The organism is Ensifer canadensis, from assembly GCF_017488845.2.
Classification (GTDB): Bacteria; Pseudomonadota; Alphaproteobacteria; order Rhizobiales; family Rhizobiaceae; genus Ensifer; species Ensifer canadensis.
The window spans coordinates 522971-543233 of record NZ_CP083373.1 but is presented as its reverse complement, the minus strand read 5'-3'; the positions used below and the strand labels follow the sequence as shown (position 1 = coordinate 543233).

The following is a 20263-nucleotide window of genomic DNA, read 5'->3' as shown; positions in this document are numbered from 1 at the left end:
TAGATTTACGCGGCCGCTCTTTTTCATACTTACCATCAGCTCCGGAATATTGATTGTCTGGGCGCAATTGGCGCGCTGGAGGCCTTCACGCTGCCATCACCACGGGACGTCGCTGCTCGGGGACGTTAATTTACGATGGCTGCCTGCCAGTCCGGCGGACCGTCAATTCAACGATAGTTTCGCACGGAATCGGAGCCGACCACATGAGAACATTCCTTCTACCTGCCATTCTCGGGCTCACCGCATCTACGGCAATGGCTGCTGATGTCGCTCCCGAAAATAGCGCAACGTCTGTTGCTGTCGATGCGTCCACCTTTGTGTGGTCGGGAGCATATCTCGGTATTCAGGGCGGCGGTGGTTGGGCCAATGGTAAATTCTCCGGCTTCGGCATCGCCGGATCCGAAGATGCCAATGGTGGCCTCTTTGGTGGGTTCGCCGGCTATAATTATCAATTCGACAATAGGCTCATCATCGGCGTTGAAGGCGATCTCGAATACAACTGGAACGAACAGAAAATCTTCGGCGCAGATTTCGGCACCGATTGGGCAGGCTCGGTGCGGGGACGCGTTGGCTATGCCTTAGATCACGCGCTCATCTATGCCACAGCCGGTTGGGCGGCGACGCGTGGCTATGTCGATGTGCCGGGATTGGGCAAAGAGGATGCAACGTTCAACGGCTACACGGTCGGCGCCGGTTTGGATTACGCCTTCACCAGCAACATCTTCGGCCGCGCCGAATACAGGTACAGCGACTACGGGGATAAAGACCTGCAGGGCATCAACGTCGATGTCGACCAGCAGACCGTCAAGATTGGTCTGGGCGTAAAATTCTAGTGGCGACGGAATGCTCGCTCGTTGGCTTCCAAGCATCATCAGGCTTTCAAGGCCGTCGGGTCTTGCCGGGTTGACGATCGCCGGCGTCTGAGCCGGCGGCAGGCGCCTGCCATGGTGGCGATCGTTGGTGGCGCCGGTTCGTTCCGCGGGGGGCCACTCAAGTGCATCAATGAAGGCTGCGCGTCTTCTTATTTCCCACTGAGCTTCTTGTTCGTATGATCCCGACTGAGACCTTTTTCTTTAAAAACCAAAGCCTCCATGGAGCGCGCTGGGATTCGTCACAGGCGTGGAAGACACTGAGACGCGGCTGGTCAGTATTTCTGCTTGTAACGCTCATGCTATTGTGCGGCTCGCCAGCGCAAGCCGCCCCTCCTGCTATCACGCAGCAACCCCAGGACCTGACGGTAGCGGCCGGGCAATTCGTCACGTTTTCCGTCGCGACCAGTGCTAGCGATGCGACTTATCAATGGCAGGTCAGTACCAACGGGCATGATTTCTCGACAATTCCAGGTGCCATCGAGAGTACATACACCTTCAAGCCCGTCCGCGTCAGCGAAACCGGCACACGATATCGCGTTGTAGTCAGCAAGGACGGTGAGAGCGCCTATTCAAGGCCCGCGACGTTGACGATCACAAAGGCAATTTCGATCGTCCTGGTGGACGAACTGCCGAAAGGCAGAGTTTACGGCCAGTCGGTGGAAATCAAGGCGCTCGTCATAGGGACGAGCAGCAAACCGAACGGCGAAATTGCCTTCATGGATGGAAATACAAGGATTGGCACAGTTTCGTTCGATACCAGCAATGGGGCCGCCCTCACCATCACAACCAATGAGCTTGGCTCTGGCCAGCATATCATCACCGCTGTCTATTCCGGCGACGAGAACCATGAGCCCGGCATCAGCAGTGGCGTTGTCATCGATATCGCCAAGGCCGACCAAAGCATCTATTTCGATACAGTTCCACCTAGGCAGGCGATTGTCGGTCAGACATATGATGTGACCGCTCACGCGATGCGCGTAAGCCAGAGCGTGCCTGTCGAGGTCAAGGTGGAAAGCGGCGACATATGCACTGTTTCCAACGGTGTTGTCACTTTTCTGAATGCTGGTGATTGCGTGGTGAGCGCCCAACATATGGGAGACGCCAACTTCAACGACTCGCAAAAGGCTACACAGACAGTTCCGGTGATTGCGGCGCCCGCCCAGGACCACTCGGTTTCCTGGTCATCCTACGGCCCCGGCCGTGTTATCAATGTCACCTTCAATGACGATCCCCAGACGACGATCAGTAGTCCTGTGGAAGTTTCCGAAGAGCGGATAATAGCATTCTGGAACGTCTCACCGGATGCGGGCGCGACATATCGTGAGCCCAGCGGATGCGGTATTCACGCTGTGGGCGCTGCATGGTACACCAATCCCATCACGTCGGATTGCTCGATTTCTTTCAGCTTTGAGGAAATTACCATCTCGCCTGCGGCGTTGGTCAACGCAACAATCGGCGTCGCCCTCAATCAGACGATCGCCGCGACGGGCGGCAATCTGGATTTTGTCTATACGCTGACCAGTGGCACGTTGCCCGCAGGTGTGACGCTGGCCGATACCGGCGAACTGTCGGGAACGCCGACGGAAACGGGTAGCTTCACCTTCACCGTTCAGGCGACTAACGCGCGTGCCCATTCGAAAGCGGTGACCTATACGCTTACAGTCGAAGCAGCAGCTCCGCGACCTGAGGTTATTTCGACCGGTGTGATCGGCAACCCTGCGTCCGACGCCGTCAGCGTGACGTTTGATGTCACCTTCTCCGAAGCCGTCACGGATTTTACCGGCTCCGACCTGGTGCTGACATCGACCGGCACCGCTATCGGGAGGCTGGCGTTAATCCAGACCTCGGACAACATTCATTATACCGTCCGGGTCGGCGATATATCCGGATCAGGCACCCTTCGCCTTGATGTTCTGGCAAATGCCGTCAGCAACATAGCAGGAAATAGAAATCTGGCTTTTACCCGTGGAACACCTTGGAACGTTGCTCCCTCGATGATCCTCACGCCGCCCGACGGCTCGAACCTGTCGAATGGCTTGGTCGGTGCCGCGTACAACGATGGTTCGATTTCCGCGACCGGTGGTGCCGGAACCATTACGTACAGTGCCGCCGGTCTGCCCTCCCGTCTGTCCATTGATCCTGCGACCGGTGCGATCACGGGAACGCCGACGGCCGATGGAACGTTCACCGTTGCTGTTACCGCAACCGGAGCAACCTCCGGCACGGCCAGCGTGAGTTATACCATCGTCGTCGCGGCGGCCCCACTGCCTGTATCCCTGACACCGGCCGACGGCTCTGCGTTGACCGCGGGCGTGGTCGGCACCGCGTACAACGATGGTTCGATCTCCGCGTCTGGTGGTGCCGGCACTATCACCTACGGGGCCACCGGTCTGCCATCAGGCCTGTCCATTGATCCTGAGACCGGTGAAATTACCGGAACGCCGACGGCCGCTGGGACGTTCACCCTTGCTGTTACTGCAACTGGAGCAACCTCGGGGGTCGCCGCCGCGAGCTATATCATTGTGATCGCGGCGGCCCCACTCCCTGTATCCCTGACACCGGCTGAAGGCTCTGCCTTGACCGCGGGTGTGGTCGGTGCCGCGTACAACGATGGTTCGATTTCCGCGGCCGGCGGTGCCGGCACCATCACGTTCAGCGCTACCGGGCTGCCAGCTGGCCTCATCATCGACGGGGCTTCCGGTAAGATCACTGGAACACCAACCGCAGATGGTGCCTTCCCCATTAACGTCACCGCGACCGCTGTAACCTCAGGCTCGGCTTCGGCCAGCTACACTATCGTTGTCGCTCCTGCTCCGCCACGCCTAACGGGGATTTCTCCTGCAACCGGTTCCACGAGGGGTGGAACAGCCCTCACGATCACCGGCAATCATCTCAATGGCACGACTAGCGTGATGCTCGGCCGTGTGGCAGCAACCAGCATCGCGGTTGTCAGCAATACCCAGATCACCGCCATCGCCCCGGCCAATGTCGCGGGTTCAACCGATGTTTCAGTGACGGCGCCAAGCGGTACGGCCACTTTGCCTGCCGCTTTTACCTATGTCTCACCCACCCTCACCTTCTCGCCGGCGTCAGGCTCAATTCCATCAGGGGTCGCCGGCGTCGAATACACCCGGGCTGTTTCCGTATCAGGCGGCACTGCACCCTACAGCTACTCGGCAACCGGGCTGCCGGAAGGGATGGACATCGAAGCGCGCACGGGCACGATCCACGGCTTGCCGACTACACCGGGGAACTACACCCTCGTCCTCACGGTGCGCGACCAGAACGGGCTGACCGGCACGGCGACCTACAGTCTGGCGCTTGGCGGCATTTATCGCCCCGATCCGTCGCAGGATGCGGAGGTGATCGGCCTCATCAACGCACAGGCACAGGCTGCTCAGCGTCTTGCCACCACCCAGATCAGCAATTTCAACGATCGCCTGGAGCGGCTGCATGGCGACGAGAGCCGACATGCGCAATCGCTCGATATTCGCATGGGCGTCACGCAAAACGCCGACCGGAGCGAGCGTATGAGAGCCGAGGTGGAAAGACCGGGCAACGATCCCGGCGGTCGCACCATGGGAGGGCCGCAGAAAGAACCAGGCACGGAAGCTGGGAACGCAGTGGAGCCGATAAACGCCATGTTTGGCGACACGGCCTTCTGGACTGGCGGGTTCGTCAATTTCGGGACCAGTGAAGGCGGCAACATCGATCTCGGGCACACCCTCGTCGGCGTCAGCGGCGGCGTCGATCATCGGTTTGCGCCGGACATGGTCGCCGGATTCGGTTTCGGTTACGGTCGCGACAGGACCGACATCGGTTCAAGCGCCACAACCAGCACCGGGCAGGCATTCAGCGCCGCGCTCTATGGCAGCTATCATCCCACACCGTTCTATCTCGACGGTCTGCTGGGGGTGAGCCGTCTCGACTTCGACAGCACGCGCTATGTGACCTCGACTGGCGACTTCGCCACCGGAAGCCGGGATGGTACACAATTCTTTGGATCACTGTCTGCCGGCTATGAACACAGAAACAACGGTCTGATGTTCTCACCCTACGGGAGTATCGAGGGCGCCCATACCCGCCTCGATGGCTTTACCGAGACGGGGGCAGGACCGCATAGCCTGTCCTTCGGTGATCAAACGTTCGATATGCTAGCGGGGGTTATCGGCATGCGCGCCGAACACGCAAATCCGATGGAGTGGGGTGTGCTCAACTCGCGCGGGCGGCTGGAGTACACCCACGACTTTTCTGGATCGAGCCAGGCTAGCATGGGATATTCTGATCTCGGTACCATGCCTTACGCGCTCGAGCTTGACCGTTACATACGCGATTACCTGACGGTCGGGCTTGGCATCGACGCCAAGTTCAACAACGACATGACGCTCAGTTTCGACTATCGCACTGCTTTCGGCTTCGACGGCAATGCGCAGAACCACACATTCGGCGTTCGTATCGGTGGCAACTTCTAGGGCAACGACCTGACGGGCGGCGACGGGCTACGGCGTTAATCAGTTCGGTTTACCCTTGATCCGACTGATCTTGCTGTAATCGCCGCCGCGATTGGTGAGAGCCGACGGTGCGAAAGCTCGCAAGGCATTTGAGAAGGCTCTTCCTTCGAGGCAATCCGCGACGGCGCTTCGGCATAGACGGCAGTCTCGGCGCGGACGACTCGACTACCTGAAGAGTGCCAAAATGTTCTTCGACTCATCGTTGGCGATGTTGAGTGCCTGACTCGCCAACTGTTCCTGGACCGGAGCGCTTTCCAGCGCGCGGAGACATCGTTCATGTCAGGATCGACCAGACGGCCGACGCCTTGATGATAGTTTTCATCATAGCCGCCACGAAATCAGTCTGCGGTTCGACCTGTGATCCAAGTTGAAGCTTCCAGTAATACTGATTTCGAGAAAATTGAAAGTTTGCACGCTCCCGATATTGTCGCTGGATCGGAAGGCCAGCGCTTAATGGAGGCACCAATGGCCGACGATGATGAGCGCCTGCTGGTGGAGCTAAACGCCCAGGCGCAAGCAGCCGACGAGCACCGAGACATTCTCCCAAACCTCCGGGCTCTCGCGCTGGCCCTTGCCGCAAAGTACCGCACCGCTCCCCCGATGAAATTGAACGTCAGGCAAACATGTGGCGCGCGCCGCCTGCACTGGAGAGAATGAGGACTGGTTGCAGGCCTGGGCACGGACCCGGTTCTTCGTGGTCATGGGCCACGCGGCTTACCGTTTGTCCTGCCTGCGGAAATTGTTAGGGGATTCATCCACCTCTCGGCGCGAGGTAAAGGTCACCACTACTATGGCGCTGGATCTGGAAGCGAACGCCCTGCTCTGATCACGCTCTGCCACGAATTGCTCGCATTCTGAGCCTGAAGTGAGCGATGGACAAATCCGGCCTCATCTTCATCGTGCTGCTCTGCATTCTCGTGGGGATCGTGCTTGGCATCATGGCGTTTGAACCGGAATTCGGATCAGAAACAGCGCCGACACCACCAATCACCCGCTAAACTAGGTGGTGCGCCTTCAAGCTAAATCTAAAACGCGAGAACGAGCAGCGAACATCCACAGGACATACCGCATGTCTAAGCTCAATTAGCTCGTCCGGAGTAGGAACAAATTGAGATCAATTCCCATGAAAAAAGGCCGGGGCGAAACCGCACCGACCTTCCTCATCATCGCTTGCCAACCAGTGCCAGTACATCCGTGGTCAAAAGTCTAAAGCGACGAGGCATTTGCGAGCGGCGAATCATTCAGCGCGCTCATAGCAATGCCAACGACGAGTTATATAGGAGGCCAATGTGTTGGAAACAAGTCGCTAACCACCTGGAGGCGTCGCGGATCGCGGAACGGTCGAAATACGACACCTGCCGTATGTCGCCGTCTCCGCAATAGTCCTAGGCCAAAGTCTCCCGCAATCCTTGGCGGGAGGTTCGAACCTAGGAGACTACCGATGAAGATCATGATTACAGCTGTGGCATCCCTCGCTTTTGCCTCAGGCCCGGCGAGTTTTCCCTCTAATCTACGTCCGCAATAAACTGGCTAGTATAGTTTTCCATTCGGCCGTCTCGTCGAAGCCGGCGAACGGGGCGGGCTTTCGAGGAGCGTTCGCCGCGGGCCGCTGGCAAACGGGTGGGCCGAGGCGATCATGGTCCATCTTCATGTTGATGAGGCTCGTCTTCCTTGATGTTCAAAGCGTCAGGGATGGTGATTGCGTCGGGACCGTATTTGGCGTAGGCGCCAAGGAGGGTCTGGCGGCACTGACGGCGAGATTTGGCGAAAAAACGCGCTAGACCTCTTGAACTGGCGCGGCGTCGAAAATAAATTTTTGTCGAGCGCAAAGCGCTTTCCTTGTTGAAAAACAATCAGTTCAGTGAGGTAGAAATGCAAACGAAGATGTTTGATCGACCAGTTTACCTGAGTGAAAGGAAGGACCTAGTCATCGAGATTGCCAACCTGGCCGACGCGATCGACTTCCTTGAGGAGTGGTCCGAAGGAGATCAGGATCTTATCCACGATGCGACCTTGAAGACGTGCTACCTGGCTCACGACGGGCTGAAGCCCATCAGTGTCGCGCGCGATACGCTCTGTGCGTTTGCGAAGAAGAAGGGGATTCTTGTTGAAGCGCCCGCGGTTCTGCCGTGGATGCTCAAGGGAACGTCTGGGGGTGGCCGCGTATCTCCGTGACATGACCATAAAGAGGGGCTGCGATGGCGGCCTCTCTGGTCCCACCGGCACGGATGGGAAAGATTTCTCATGCTGGTTCTTCGTCAGGTTTATGGGCGCGCTTTCGCTACGCGCGAACCGCGACATCCGCGTAATCCGGGTTGAGCTCGACTAGGATACTGCGCAAGATGCTCGCCGAGCGTATGGCGGTGGACGACGCAATGTGAGCCCGACGGCACCTTGGCATGGCCTCAATGCAAGCCCGACGCGCATGGTGTGGCCATCGAGCATGAAGCGGGGTCGGCGCTCATGCCTCGCCTCCCTGCTTGCGGAACAAAAACGGCGCGGTATCAGTTGCCCTCCTGAGGAGGAGTCCATCGTGAGCACGAAACCTACTGAACCAATTCCGATGCCCGGCCCGGCAGGCCTGACGCCCTCGGAGCCCCAGGTTGTTACCGTCCCAGGCCCCAGAGACCCGAAAAGGCCCGAGGAAGTTCCACCAGATACTCCCCCCGATTCGCTGCCCGACCCAGATCGCCCGATTGAGGAGCCGGGACCTGATGATGTCCCGGAAGAAGCGCCCGACATTACCCCAGTACCGGGCGAGGAAATTCCGGCGAAGATGAGCGATTGAACTGATCATGCCAGTATCTCCGCGGTTTGGCAGCGCGGTCAGGGACCGATTGCAGCGGTCACGAAGACGGGTGATCACTGCGGCTGTAGCTTCAGCCGTTGTCCGACATGTTCATGCTAGACTTGAGACAGAAGACTTCGAGTTCGGCTATCGCTTCGCGCAGGGGTCGATGACCGTGATTTGGGTTGCCTCGCGACTCGACGAGTTGCTGGCAGTTCGCCGCGACGGTGGCTGCCGGAAACAGGGGGAATAGAGTTGCCCACGCCGAAGACCTGAACGTTCTTCGAGAACGGGCATCCGTCGGCACTGAGCCGCCGCGTTATCTCCGGAGCAGTCCTTCCGCGCCGACGATTGATCGTCCGTATCGACCCTCAAAAAACGAATCTTCCTAGGTCCGTTTTCCTACATCGCTGGTCACCCCCGTTCTCGTATCGACATCCATCAACATGCACGAGGAGGCGAGACTACGCCGCGGTTCCGCTCCGGTTCCGGTCGGAAGATTATGAAAACCAGGAGACCTGGCTGTGTTCCTTGAGTCCGGCCGGGATGAGCGTGACCGCCCCATACTCATGTGTAGGTCGACTGCTAAAACGCTCCAAACTAGATTCCCTGATGTAGCCCGACCGGCACGTATGAATTGCGAAAACAGGAGCGCATATGTCGAACGCAGAAATCAGCCCCCGAAAAATCATCCAGCAGGAAAGACCGACGCCGGACGAACTGGTTCCGTCACGCTACGCGGTTCAGGTGGGTGAGATCGAAGTGGTGGTTATCAGCGATGGGATGCTGACACCTCCAGCCGAGTCAATGGCCACCAATGCCAACCCAGCCGAACGTGGAGCGTGGCTAGACGAAAGGTTTCTATCGAAGGAAGCCTTTGACTGGGCGTTGAACGCCGTGGTGGTACGTAGCGGCGACCAGACGATTCTCATCGACAGCGGTATCGGCGAAGAGTACCCCGACTTCCCCCGAGCCGGACAGTTTGGCCATCGTCTGGAAGCCGCCGGCGTCGATCTTGAATCCGTGACCGACGTTGTATTGACGCACATGCACTTCGACCATGTTGGCGGGCTGCTCGTCGAAGGCGTGAAAGAGAGGATGCGTGCAGATCTGCGCGTCCATGTGTCCGCGGCAGAAGCCAAATTCTGGAAGTCACCCGATTTCTCGCTTACGGCCATGCCACCGGCACTTGCGGATCTGGCACGCAAGGCGTCGCTCGAGTTCATGGACATGTTCGGCAGTCATTTGCGCACCTTTGATGAGCAGTCCGAGGTGGCGCCGGGGGTGGTTGTCGCACGCACCGGCGGCCACACCCCAGGGCATAGCGTGGTCCGGATCTCGTCTCGCGGCGAACGGCTTATGTTCGGCGGCGACGCCCTATTCCCGGTTTCCTTCGACCATCCTGAGTGGCATAACGGCTTTGAACACGACCCAGAGGAAGCAACCCGCGTCCGGCTCCGTCTTATGAAAGAGCTGGCGGAAACCGGATCTTGGCTGGTGTCGACGCACATGCCGTTCCCGTCGGTCGGTCGTGTGGCAGCCGCCGGCGACCTTTATCGCTGGGTCCCGGCTTGGTGGGACTACTGATCCATACGGCGATTAGGATCCGACCTAAGGCGTTGGGTTTGACTGACCGGTGGATCGTAGGGCGGTATGGCCCTCGATCCACCGGCCAATTGAAACGAGAACATTTGGAGCCTATCCTCCGCGACCCTTCACGCTAAACGGCTGTGCACGAAGGATGAAGGCGACCACGCCGCTTTGCCCCGTAAAGCCGACGCACTCCAAGATTTTCCTGTCGCCCGATCTGTGGTGGCGACTACTCAAACGTGCGGAGAAGCAGGAGACGAGAGTTCACATCAACTCTGGGCCTTTGAGGCGCCTGCTACGCCCCTGCCGGTTTTTAGCATCGGCATCAATGATAGCCGATATCGCTGCATCATTCAGCGAAGGGGGCTTCGGCGATGAGATCGACCGAGGAAGGGACACTGTAACCGGAAACCAGGCGCTCGCCGAAATCCCGGACAAAATTGTCGTAGGTGGTTTCCGGCTGCGTTTTGGCGATGTGGCAAAAACATGCGGTCATTTTTTTCTTCATCCCAAGCCGGGGAAACTCGGCAATGATCGCCCGCACGTCGGACGAGGGAATGAGGCTGTATTTGAGGCCCACAACATCAAAGCAGATTCCTGCCGTGCAAAGTGCGATCTCCGCTTCCTTGTAGAGCCCGATCGAGGGTGTCGAGTTGAGGGCGACGCTGTCCCAGATCAGCTGAGCACGCCGTCCATCGAGTCCGGCTTCCGTCGCGAACTTTCGAGCCAGATCGGCGGCTTCCACTTCGAAACGGCGGGGCCCTGCAAATCGCTCATTCAGGGTGATATCATGCAACAGCGCGCCGACTGCGAGCACCTCGGCGTCGTGCGTTATGTTCTGCAGCTCGGCGATCTTTGCGGCAAACAGCCAGGATCGCATGACGTGATTGAAGAGATAGGGCTCACAAGCCTCCCGCGCATAATCGATCGCTCGGCCGACGAGCGGCGTTCCCGGAACCGAAATGCCGGCGACGATGCGTGCTTCCATGGCAATCATGTCACAACCTCTTCCTGAGTGCTGCAGGGCAAAAAAATTGGGGAGCGCGCGGCGCATCAGCACCGAGCCGCGAAGAACCGCACGCGATCTCCAAGGATGTCCGATCGCATGCGGTCGCTTGATTGGCGGCTAAGGTCAATATTCGGTTAATAGTCCCAGAAAACCGGCACCCAACGAAAGGCGTCGCCGTCAACCGCAACGTGCCCGACCGACGGGAACGGCATATGAGTAGCTACCAGCAGTTCCCCAGTCGCCGCCAGCTCTCGCAAAAGCCGGACCCTAACACGGGCAGCTTCCTCAGGATCGTGCTCGAAGCCGTTAAACCAGTCGGGGTGCTCGAAGCCAACCGCGAACACGGCGTCGCCGGCGAACATCAGCCGGTCGTTCCCGGACGCAACGCGGACCACGCTGTGCCCGGGGGTATGGCCGCCGGTGCGAGAGACGACGACGCCCGGAGCCACCTGGTGTTCCTCATCGAACAGCCGCAGCTGGTCATGGTATTCCTTGGCGAACCGTTTGGCGGCCGCACGAAGTGCATCCGGAAAGCCGGCAGGCATGTTGACATGCGTGAAATCGGGCGCCTCCCAGAACTTAACCTCGGCGGCGGCAACGTGAATGCGCAGGTCCGGACGCAACCGATCCTTGACGCCTTCGACGAGCAGCCCGCCAACGTGGTCCATATGCATGTGGGTCAGTACGACATCGGTCACGGACCCGAGGTCGATGCCGGCACTCTCAAGTCTCTTCACCAATTGCCCGGCCCGCGGCAGGTTCAATTCCGGATCCAGCCCCAGACCGGCGTCGATAAGGATCACCTGCACGCCGCTGCGCACCACCACCGCGTTCAGCGCCCAGTCGAAAGCTTCCTGCGGCAGGAACATATTGTCCAGCCATGCGGCGCGTTCCGTCGGGTCGGCATTGTGTCCCAACATCGCGGTTGGAAGGGGTAGCACTCCATCGCTGATCACCAGCACTTCAATTTCTCCGACCTTCACCGCGTAGCGCGATGGAACCAATTCTTCGGTTGCCGATCGGCCGCCACGTAGGGTGTTATCCAAGCTCATGATTGTCTCCTTCTGCCCCATCGTACGGGGATTTGCTTCTGCCTGCGTCATGATGCGCTCCTGTTCCGCGGGGTTGGAACGTGCCGGGCACGGCCCATGCGGCTGAGTGTATTGGGGGGCATCTGAGCAGTCGATTGGGGTCAAGGGAGAGGATAGGCTACACTAGAGAATAGGATAGGCTGGCTTGTTCGTTTACGAACGCGAGGATTCAGTGTTGCTTGAGCTGGCATTTAAAAGGGCGTCCCGAAAATAGGGCGTGATTGCGATTGATCAAAACAGACGGCCGCGTTGAGCGTGTTGCGCTCCCACGCGAAACTCTGCGACCGGCGATGTAAACAGACATTTGCGCCCCCTCCACCCGGTTGGTTGTTTGATAAGACAGTCGCGATGCCCGGGCGGACGGAGCTATGCCAAAGCGTGGATTCTGATCAAAACTGTCGATCGTCCAGGGCATCGCGAACGGCCGCAAGCAGGGTGTGCCCTGCAAAAGGTTTTCGCAAAAACCCGTCAATGGAGCGTGCGCGGTCCTGATCGGCGATTTCATGGCGCCCCGTGATCAGGAATACCGGCAGTTGCGGGTTCTGCTGCCGGGCAAGATCTCGGAGTTCGAATCCATCAGTACCGGGCATCCCGATATCGGTAATCAACACGTCAACGCCCTTAAGCCCGGAAGCGAGCAACGCCTCGCCCGAGAGGAAGCTGCGGGTTTCGTATCCCGCCGATTCCAGGAGTTCCGCCAATGAAGCAAGCACGCTCGGGTCGTCGTCGACGAGCGCTACCACAGACTTGTTCATACCGTTCCTCCCTATGGCAGGCTATTGGTTCATGGCATCTTCGCCACGTCGAGCGGCAGGGTGAACACGAAATTCGCGCCGCTCGGTTCATTCTTTTCTGCCCATAACTGACCGCCATGCGATTCTACGATCGAGCGGGAAATTGCGAGGCCCATGCCCATTCCCTGATCTTTGGTTGTAAAAAACGGCTCGAAAATCTTGTCGGGGAACTGGACGCCCCGCCCCCTGTCCTTGACCTCAACGCGCACCATATCCCCCGCCCGGAAGGCGCGGATCTGGACAACACGGTCGTTCGAAACGGAAGCCATCGCATCCATGCCGTTGCGCATGAGATTGACCAACACTTGCTGAATCTGCACCCGGTCGAACGCGACGAGCCGGAGACCACTCTCGCCTTCGATATCCATCCTGATGCGTCGCCGACCCGCCTCCTCTGCAAGCAGTTCACGCGCCTGCCTGACGACGGCGCCAAGCTCGGCACTGTCACGCTTATCCGTCGATTGCTTGAAGAGGGCGCGAATGCGGCTGACGACATCTGCTGCGGAATTGGCGCTATGAACTATGCGATCTAGCGTTTTCTGGGCGCGTTCGATATTGGGCGGCTCGGCGGTGAGCCAGCGCTGGCAGGCGCTGGAATAATTCATCACTGCCGAAAGCGGCTGGTTCACCTCATGCGCGATTGAGGCTGATAATTCTGCCAGGCTGGCGGCCTGACTTGAGCGGGCGAGATTTTCCTGGGCACGGCTCAACTCCTCTTGGGTCTGGACCTGATCCTCGATATCCAGGCAGATGCCATTCCACTGAACGATTTCGCCGTCACCATTGCGCATTGCCGAAGCACGGGTCTCCACCCAACGGTACACGCCGTCAAAGCGCCGTAGGCGATGTCGTAGCAAATAGGGCTCGCCGGTCGCCAGCGAATGGGCATACCGTTCCTTCACGGCAGGTAGATCGTGCGGATGGATCACGGCGTCGAGCGTGCCTTCCAGTCGGGATTTTCCGAGACCATCCGTTTCTTCGAGATTGAAACCGAGATATTGGCGGAGCCGCTGGCTGCGATATATCGGCTTGCCATCCGGCAAGGCGCAGTAGACCAACGCGGGCAGCGTTTCGACGAGTTGCTGGAGGTGTTGCTCGCTCTCGCGTAGCGCTTCCTGGGTGGTTATGAGGTCGTGGATGTCGGAGCTCACGCCACACCATTGGACGATCGAGCCCAATTCATCCCGCAGCGGTTCGGCCCGCGTCTCGGTCCAGCGATAGTCACCGCCGACACGGTGTTGACGGTATCTTTGAATATACGGGATGCCTGTCGCGACCGAATGCAGGAAAGCCTCTCGCGCCGCCGCCCTGTCCTCGGGGTGAACGACGCCGAGCGAAGCCGATTGATCCGGCGCGATCATATCTTCGAGCGTGGCCCCAGTGACTTCCGTGAAGGGTTTGTTGACATAGGTCGGAGCTCCGTTGGCCATCGCGCTCCAGATCAGCGCCGGCACGGTATCGATAAGCTGCTGCAGTTGCCGTTCGCGCTCGCGGAGTGCAGCCTCGGTTCTCTTATACACGTCGATGTCCAATGCAGTTCCATACCACCCGGTAATACGACCCTGCCTATCACGCGTCGGGCGGGCTGCAGCCCAGTGCCAGACATAAGCGCCGTTGGCACGCAGGATCCTGCATTCGAAGTTCCAATGCTCGCCTGTCCTGAGCGCGTGTCGTACTGTCTCTCCCATTCTTTCGCTATCGTCGGGATGCGTGCCGCGCTGCCAGCCCTGACGCCCCCCTTCCAGGAAGGATTTGCCATCCAGCAGAAGGTTGAGATCCTCAAGCGTCATCGCGATAGAGGTCTGCACCGCTGGAGTTGCATAGGTAAATTGTCCAGTGACGTCGATCGCCCAAGCGCCGCCATAGAGCTTTTCGACGGCAAGAGCGGCCTGGACCGCATCAGCCGTCTCACCCAACGAGCTCGCGATCATCCAGGACTCGGCCTGGCGTGCCACAGCCGGATCGACTTCGATGCTGATCCCGTATTCCGGCTCCACACGAAACGCAACCCGCTCGTAGCTGCTATCCGCCTGAAGCTGGCGGTAGCTTCTGATCTGGGGGATGCCGTGAAAGAAGGCTCGCGCAGCCGCCTGCTCGTCGATTAGCCTGTCGTGCGGATGTACCGTGTCCATCGACAAAAGGGGGTCCCAAGCGGGTCGACCGGCATGCGGGCTATCGGTGTCTTCGGGGAGGGCGATGTCGCTTAGCGTGCCGTACCATCCGGCGATTGCGCCCTCCCCGTCACGGATCGGCTGCCCGGTGCTGCGCACCCAGCCATAGATTCCGGTCGCACGCAGCGTTCGGTGCTCGACAGTGTATTGCTCGCCCGTCTGCAAGCACCGGCGCCATGCGACAGCGGCTGCATCGTAATCTTCCGGGTGGATGACCCGTCTCCAGTCGAACGTATTCTTATCCGGCTGCGAATTGAGGCTTTCCGGGCTTGCGCCGAAAAAGGCGAGCGCGGCCGGTGTCACATAGATAAGTTTGCCCGCGGCATCGGCGGCCCAGGCATTGCCGGTGATCCGCTCGACCAGCTTCGCCGCCTGTACGGCATCGATATCGGGTGGGCCTTGCGATCCACCACTACTATCCATCCCCGACGTTCCGGCGGAGTTCGACATGCCTCAACCCGACCCCATTGCACTAGGAATTGCCATGGTGCGTCTTAGAGCGAGACAGCACTACGGCCTATTTTATGAGAAAGGTATATGGGAGCTTGCGACAAAAACACCTGTTCCGAAGGATAGGGCGAAGATTCGCAAGGCAATTTTGGCCTTAAACGCGGCTGAGGCGTACCCACTATGAGCGCCGGACAGACGTCCGCCGCTGACGCGGAGGAGCCTAAAAGGCCTGTCTGGAGAGACGCGGGCGGTTGTCAGGTGGCGAGCCCTTCACTCCTCAACGCGGCCTGGACCGAAGGCCGCGCCAGCAGGCGCCTATCGAGCGCAAGCAGCGGCGCCGGGATTTCGACGCCGAAGATCTTGGCCCAGCTCATCATCACGAACAGATAGAAATCGGCCACGCTCGGATGATCGCCGAACAGGTATTCGTCACGCATATGGTCGGCGAGATACTGAAGGCGATAGGTGATGGAGGCGCTAGTTTTGGCGTGTTCCTTCGTGTTGGCACCCAGGAATAAGGATTCGAAGCTCTTGTGGATTTCCGTGGAGAGATAGGCTAGCACCTCGATCAGCCGGGTACGGCCCAACTCGCCGCTGACGTCGAGCGCCGGCAGTTCTCCCGCTAGATAAGCCAACACCGCAACATTTTCGGTGACGACTTCGCCACTGTCGAGCATCAGCGCCGGCACATATCCCTTGGCGGTCACCGCGCGAAAATCATCCCCCGATGCGGTAATCTTCGTTTTCAAATCGACATGTTCGGCTTCGAACTGCACGTTTCCTTCGATCAGGCAGATGTGGCTCGCCAGGCTGCAGGCGCCCGGCGCGTAAAAGAGTTTCACGCCCATGGTCTCGTCCTTCTTTGGTGTGTTCGATGGTTTTCGGCCTGCGGCCGACATTCAGGTGCTGAAGATCGTCCGGATCGACTTCAAGAAAGCGGAGGCGCTCCGTTCGTGTTTTGCCGCTGCCATCGGTAGCTGGCTGTTGTCGCCGGAACATGCGGATAGCATCGCCGCGACCTCCTCGGCTATCGCCGGACGGTCGGCGATCAGGCGCGCGAAACTCTTCTGGTCGATCTCGTAGGCGGCGATCCGCGTCAGCGCTTGCAGCGTGTAAGCTTCGTGCATTCCCGCGAGGAGCCCGGTTTCACCAAAGAAGTCGCCCGCCGAAAGGCGCCGGTGTTCCTGCTGGTCATGCTGCATCGATACGACGCCGGTGCGGATAATCGTCATCGAGGGCAGCGACTGTCCCTGGGAGACGATGACATCCCCCTTGCGATATTCACGCTCTATGCCCGATTGGGCCAATTTTTCTCTTTCGGGTCGCGTCAGTCCGGAGAAGATTGGATTTTCATCGATGACCTCCTGCAGCGTCACATCAGGTGGCCTGGCTGTTTCATTCGACGGGGTTCCATTGATGGTGGCCATCGCCGAGGGCGGCATCGCAAGCTGGATACCGGCGGATCGGCAATGTCGGTAGAAGCGGTCGATCACCTCGTTTTGCGCCTTCATCCTCAGCATCGGATTGCTCACCCGGAAAAACAGATGAATTTCCAGCGCGGTTGCATCCACGCCGCTCAGCGAAACCAAGGGCGGCGGCTCCCGCATGATGGAATTGCAGCCCGCCAGAACCGTCAGCATGGCCTCCTCGATAAACGAAGGAGCGTGTGTCGGTACCACCCGTACCGTCTTCTTGAGAAGATGCGTCTCATCCGGCCGGCTGACATTATACCAATCGTCACTGAGTCTGACTCTCATGATTCCCAAAAGCCGACGAATCTGAATCGATGGCGCAAACAGGAGGTTTGCGATGGGTTCGGCGATTTCGTTGCGGTCAGAGTATGATGGGGATGGGTTGCGGCGTCTGGCTCGGCAGACACGAGATGCCGACCAAGCTCGGCGTCTTCTCGCCCTCGCATCGATCTATGATGGCGGCTCTCGCGCAAATGCTGCTCGGATCGGCAGCGTGACAGTTCAGATCGTGCGCGACTGGGTGGTTCGCTTCAACGCACGCGGTCCCGACGGGCTGGTCAACGGGAAGGCTCCGGGCAAGCCGTCACTGTTGAACGAAGATCAGCGCACAGCCCTGGCACAAGCCATCGAGCGCGGCCCCACGCCTTATCTCGACGGCGTCGTTCGCTGGCGTCTGTGTGATCTGGCCCAGTGGATTTGGGAAGAGTTCCGGGTCTCGGTGAGTGAAGAGACCTTGGGTCGCGAAGTGCGATCAATGGGCTACCGCAAGCTCTCGGCTCGCCCGAGGCATCATGCGCAGGATGCCGAGGCGGCTGAGGCATTTAAAAAAACTTCCCCACCACTGTGGCAGAAATCGCCGCCGGTCCCGCCAAGGGCAAAGTGATCGAAATCTGGTTCCAGGACGAGGCCCGTATCGGGCAGAAGAACAAGATCACCCGCCGCTGGGCCAAGCGTGGATCAAGGCCATCTGCGCCGCACGACCAGCGCACCCGCTCGGCCTATATCTTCGGCGCGATCTGCCCCCAGCACGGCAAGGCCGCCGCCCTCGTCATGCCCTGGTGCGATACTCATGCCATGAACCAGCATCTGATTGAAATCGCCAGAAACGTCACTGAGGATGGGCACGCCATTCTCATCATGGACCAGGCGGGATGGCACATGTCCAACAACCTGGCCGTCCCAGAAAACATCACCATCCTGCCTTTGCCGCCGAAATCGCCGGAACTGAATCCCGTCGAAAACATCTGGCAGTTCATGAGGGATAACTGGCTATCCAACCGCGTCTTCAAGTCCTACGAGGATATCGTCGACCACTGCTGCTACGCTTGGCGAACACTACAGGAGCGGCCATGGAAAATCATGTCAATTGGCCGACGGCAATGGGCGCAAGGGTTCTGATCAATGACGGTTGGTATTAGTCAGCTTTAGCTTCGCAAGGACGCTGTTGGGCAGGACCACGATATTGTTGGCGCCCGTTAAAATCTGCGTCGAGCGCCAGGTACTTGCAATGACGCGTCCTTCCGTGCCGTCCTCAAGGAGGATCCAGTCGCCCAGCACATAGGTGTGCCCGAGATTGAGAGCGACACCGGAAAATACGTCGCCGAGTGTGTTCTGAAGAGCAAGGCCGAGCGCAATGGCTATGACGCCGGAAGTCGCAATCAGCGTTCCAACAGGGGCGCCGAAAACGAAAGCGAGGGCGGCGAGCGTGACGCACATGTAAACCGCGCCGACGACGATATCCTGCAGCAAACGGGCCTCGCGTGGCCTACCTTCCAGAACCAGATAGATCCGCACGAACCCGATGACGGCCCAAGAGAGATGGAGCCACCACAGCAACTGGGCGAAGACGATGAAAGCCGCCTGCTCGTCGCCAATACCCAGGCCTTGCGATTGACCAAGCGGAATATCTGCGAGAACGATGACGGAAGTCATGGCCGTAAAGAAGATGATCTGCACCACAAGCCGCAGATTGGAGCGCGTCGGACCGATGAATTTCCACACGGCTATTCCGGTCAGGCCAAGAATAATCAGCCATGCCAGCGGCGCAGCGGCGATTTCAATCAGATATGCTTGAAACATGACGATCGTCCCAAGATCCGGCGATTAGTAACCAATGCCAGCGATGTAGTTCGCCAACATATGTTCCTGCAGTTGTTCCTGCTCGAAGAGCACTCTCAGCGCGTCGCGGATATCCAGGACACCGAGCGGTTTCGCATCGTTGCCGAGGACCGGCATGTTCTGGATGCGGTTTTCCATCATGACCTGCCATGCGGCCTGCAATTCGTCGCCCGGGCTGCAGGAAATGATGTTGCGACTCATCAGCGAATGAGATCGGATTTGCTGAGCACCCCCGCCGCCTTGCCGCCTTCCTCGCTGACGACGGCCAATTCGATCCCCGGATTGGAAAGCGTCAGGGCAGCAGCCTGCAGCGTCGCGGCGACATCGATCAACATCAGCCGACGTCATGGGATAGAGTTTTTCAATGCGCATGGATTCCTCCTGACAGCGCTCGTCGGCACAGCCGGGTATCTCGGTGTTGGTTAGAATCGCTATGGCGCCGGCCACCGGTGCCATAGCGTTGTCGATGCCAGACAAGGGCTGCGGTTAGGGTCGGTGAGCAGAGGTCTGCCGGGACGGCGAACCCAAATGGAATATGCGCGGGCGCTTACTTCTTCTGGGCGGCGGGGGACTGTAGCCAATCCTCGAAGTGGATCGCGCCGAGGCGGGCGCTGTCGTCCGGAACCAGTGTCCGGTCATTGATCTCGATCTCGAAATAACAGGCGTTAGGGTCAGCGACGAGGGTGCGCGGATCGTTGGTAGCCTTGAGGTAACGCGCGATGAACTCGTTCATAGGGGCTAGCTCCGGACCGGCGATCTCGATTACGCCGTTTACCGGCTCGGCCAGAGCGGCATCGGCCATGGCATCGGCGACATTGTCTGCTGCTATCGGCTGGAAAGCGCCCGTGGGCGCGCGAACATTCGTTCCCTCGGTCGCCGATTGAGCGATGGCCCCCACGAACTCGAAGAACTGCGTCGCGTGGACGATCGTGTAGGGAATGCCGGAATTCCGGATGTGCTCCTCCTGGCGCAGCTTGGCGCGGAAATACCCCATCGCCTGCATGCGGTCGGTACCGACGACCGACAGCGCTACGTGATGGCGAACGCCTGCAGTCTTTTCTGCAGCGAAGAGGTTGCGGCCGGCCGCTTCGAAGAATTCCATGGCGACCTTTTCTTCGAAGCTTGGCGAGTTCGCCAGGTCGATCACGACCTGCGCACCGGCCAACGCTTCGACGAGGCCTTCTCCGGTAACTGTGTTTACACCCGAATTCGGAGAGGCAGCCAACACCTCGTGGCCACGCTTGCGAAGCCGTTCAACGGTCTTCGAACCAATGAGGCCTGTGCCTCCGATGACGACGATTTTCATGTTCAATCTCCTGGTTTAGCTTGATGTCGGGTTTGCGGGTTGCTCGCCGGCGTTACTTCGCGGAGGCTGCTTCCTCGATAGCGAGGCGATG

16 protein-coding genes and 1 pseudogene are annotated in these 20263 nt (G+C 59.1%); 7 read left to right on the top strand and 10 right to left on the bottom strand.

What is annotated here, in order from left to right; all coding sequences use genetic code 11:
* The first annotated feature begins 203 nt into the window (after positions 1-203).
* The 6 genes from J3R84_RS32370 to J3R84_RS32345 all read left to right on the top strand — a co-directional run bounded on the left by J3R84_RS32370 (position 204) and on the right by J3R84_RS32345 (position 9758).
* The gene (locus tag J3R84_RS32370; RefSeq protein ID WP_203529188.1) at positions 204-833 is read left to right on the top strand and encodes an outer membrane protein; all 630 of its coding nucleotides are present in this window, start codon (positions 204-206) and stop codon (positions 831-833) included.
* Positions 834-1048: 215 nt separating this feature from the next.
* The gene (locus J3R84_RS32365; protein WP_203529187.1) at positions 1049-5344 is read left to right on the top strand and encodes a putative Ig domain-containing protein; all 4296 of its coding nucleotides are present in this window, start codon (positions 1049-1051) and stop codon (positions 5342-5344) included.
* 396 nt (positions 5345-5740) lie between these two features.
* Positions 5741-6040: a hypothetical protein gene (locus J3R84_RS32360; protein WP_156408423.1), complete on the top strand. Its 300-nt coding sequence runs from the start codon at positions 5741-5743 to the stop codon at positions 6038-6040.
* A gap of 215 nt (positions 6041-6255) precedes the next feature.
* On the top strand, positions 6256-6381 hold the full coding sequence (locus tag J3R84_RS32355; protein ID WP_107028007.1) for an exopeptide: 126 nt from the start codon (positions 6256-6258) through the stop codon (positions 6379-6381).
* Positions 6382-7255: 874 nt separating this feature from the next.
* The gene (locus tag J3R84_RS32350; protein WP_107028006.1) at positions 7256-7558 is read left to right on the top strand and encodes a DUF982 domain-containing protein; all 303 of its coding nucleotides are present in this window, start codon (positions 7256-7258) and stop codon (positions 7556-7558) included.
* Positions 7559-8828: 1270 nt separating this feature from the next.
* Positions 8829-9758: an MBL fold metallo-hydrolase gene (locus J3R84_RS32345; RefSeq protein ID WP_171521010.1), complete on the top strand. Its 930-nt coding sequence runs from the start codon at positions 8829-8831 to the stop codon at positions 9756-9758.
* Positions 9759-10110: 352 nt separating this feature from the next.
* Here J3R84_RS32345 and J3R84_RS32340 read toward each other — a convergent pair whose 3' ends face one another.
* The 6 genes from J3R84_RS32340 to J3R84_RS32315 form a co-directional block, all read right to left on the bottom strand.
* Positions 10111-10758 (bottom strand): HD domain-containing protein, encoded by a 648-nt coding sequence (locus J3R84_RS32340; protein ID WP_171521011.1) that lies wholly within the window; start codon positions 10756-10758, stop codon positions 10111-10113.
* A gap of 146 nt (positions 10759-10904) precedes the next feature.
* Complete coding sequence (locus tag J3R84_RS32335) at positions 10905-11873, bottom strand: MBL fold metallo-hydrolase (protein ID WP_171521012.1); 969 nt, start codon at positions 11871-11873, stop codon at positions 10905-10907.
* Positions 11874-12250: 377 nt separating this feature from the next.
* Positions 12251-12616, bottom strand: coding sequence for a response regulator transcription factor (locus J3R84_RS32330; protein ID WP_171521013.1), 366 nt, complete (start codon positions 12614-12616; stop codon positions 12251-12253).
* Positions 12617-12645: 29 nt separating this feature from the next.
* Positions 12646-15276: a PAS domain-containing protein gene (locus J3R84_RS32325; protein ID WP_171521014.1), complete on the bottom strand. Its 2631-nt coding sequence runs from the start codon at positions 15274-15276 to the stop codon at positions 12646-12648.
* A 254-nt stretch (positions 15277-15530) separates the two neighbouring features.
* The gene (locus J3R84_RS32320) at positions 15531-16124 is read right to left on the bottom strand and encodes a glutathione S-transferase family protein (RefSeq protein ID WP_207207689.1); all 594 of its coding nucleotides are present in this window, start codon (positions 16122-16124) and stop codon (positions 15531-15533) included.
* A gap of 51 nt (positions 16125-16175) precedes the next feature.
* Positions 16176-16916, bottom strand: a complete 741-nt coding sequence (locus J3R84_RS32315) for a cyclic nucleotide-binding domain-containing protein (RefSeq protein WP_239637599.1) — start codon at positions 16914-16916, stop codon at positions 16176-16178.
* Positions 16917-17085: 169 nt separating this feature from the next.
* On the opposite strand from J3R84_RS32315, the gene J3R84_RS32310 reads away from it, so the two are divergent.
* Positions 17086-18146, top strand: a protein-coding gene (locus tag J3R84_RS32310; RefSeq protein ID WP_113569768.1) for an IS630 family transposase whose coding sequence is annotated in 2 segments (ribosomal slippage) — positions 17086-17578 and positions 17578-18146 — 1062 coding nt in all. Because the reading frame shifts where the segments join, the coding sequence is not laid out codon by codon here.
* A 6-nt stretch (positions 18147-18152) separates the two neighbouring features.
* On the opposite strand, the pseudogene J3R84_RS32305 reads toward J3R84_RS32310, so the two are convergent.
* From J3R84_RS32305 to J3R84_RS32295, 4 genes and pseudogenes are all read right to left on the bottom strand, one after another.
* Positions 18153-18827 (bottom strand): annotated as a pseudogene (locus tag J3R84_RS32305) (mechanosensitive ion channel family protein); the annotation flags it as partial.
* A gap of 24 nt (positions 18828-18851) precedes the next feature.
* Positions 18852-19067: a CBS domain-containing protein gene (locus J3R84_RS32300; protein WP_225906546.1), complete on the bottom strand. Its 216-nt coding sequence runs from the start codon at positions 19065-19067 to the stop codon at positions 18852-18854.
* Positions 19067-19201, bottom strand: a complete 135-nt coding sequence (locus tag J3R84_RS38600; protein ID WP_255569928.1) for a hypothetical protein — start codon at positions 19199-19201, stop codon at positions 19067-19069. The genes J3R84_RS32300 and J3R84_RS38600 overlap by 1 nt, the downstream gene beginning before the upstream one ends.
* 212 nt (positions 19202-19413) lie before the next feature.
* The gene (locus tag J3R84_RS32295) at positions 19414-20172 is read right to left on the bottom strand and encodes an SDR family oxidoreductase (RefSeq protein WP_057225327.1); all 759 of its coding nucleotides are present in this window, start codon (positions 20170-20172) and stop codon (positions 19414-19416) included.
* Positions 20173-20263: the final 91 nt, after the last annotated feature.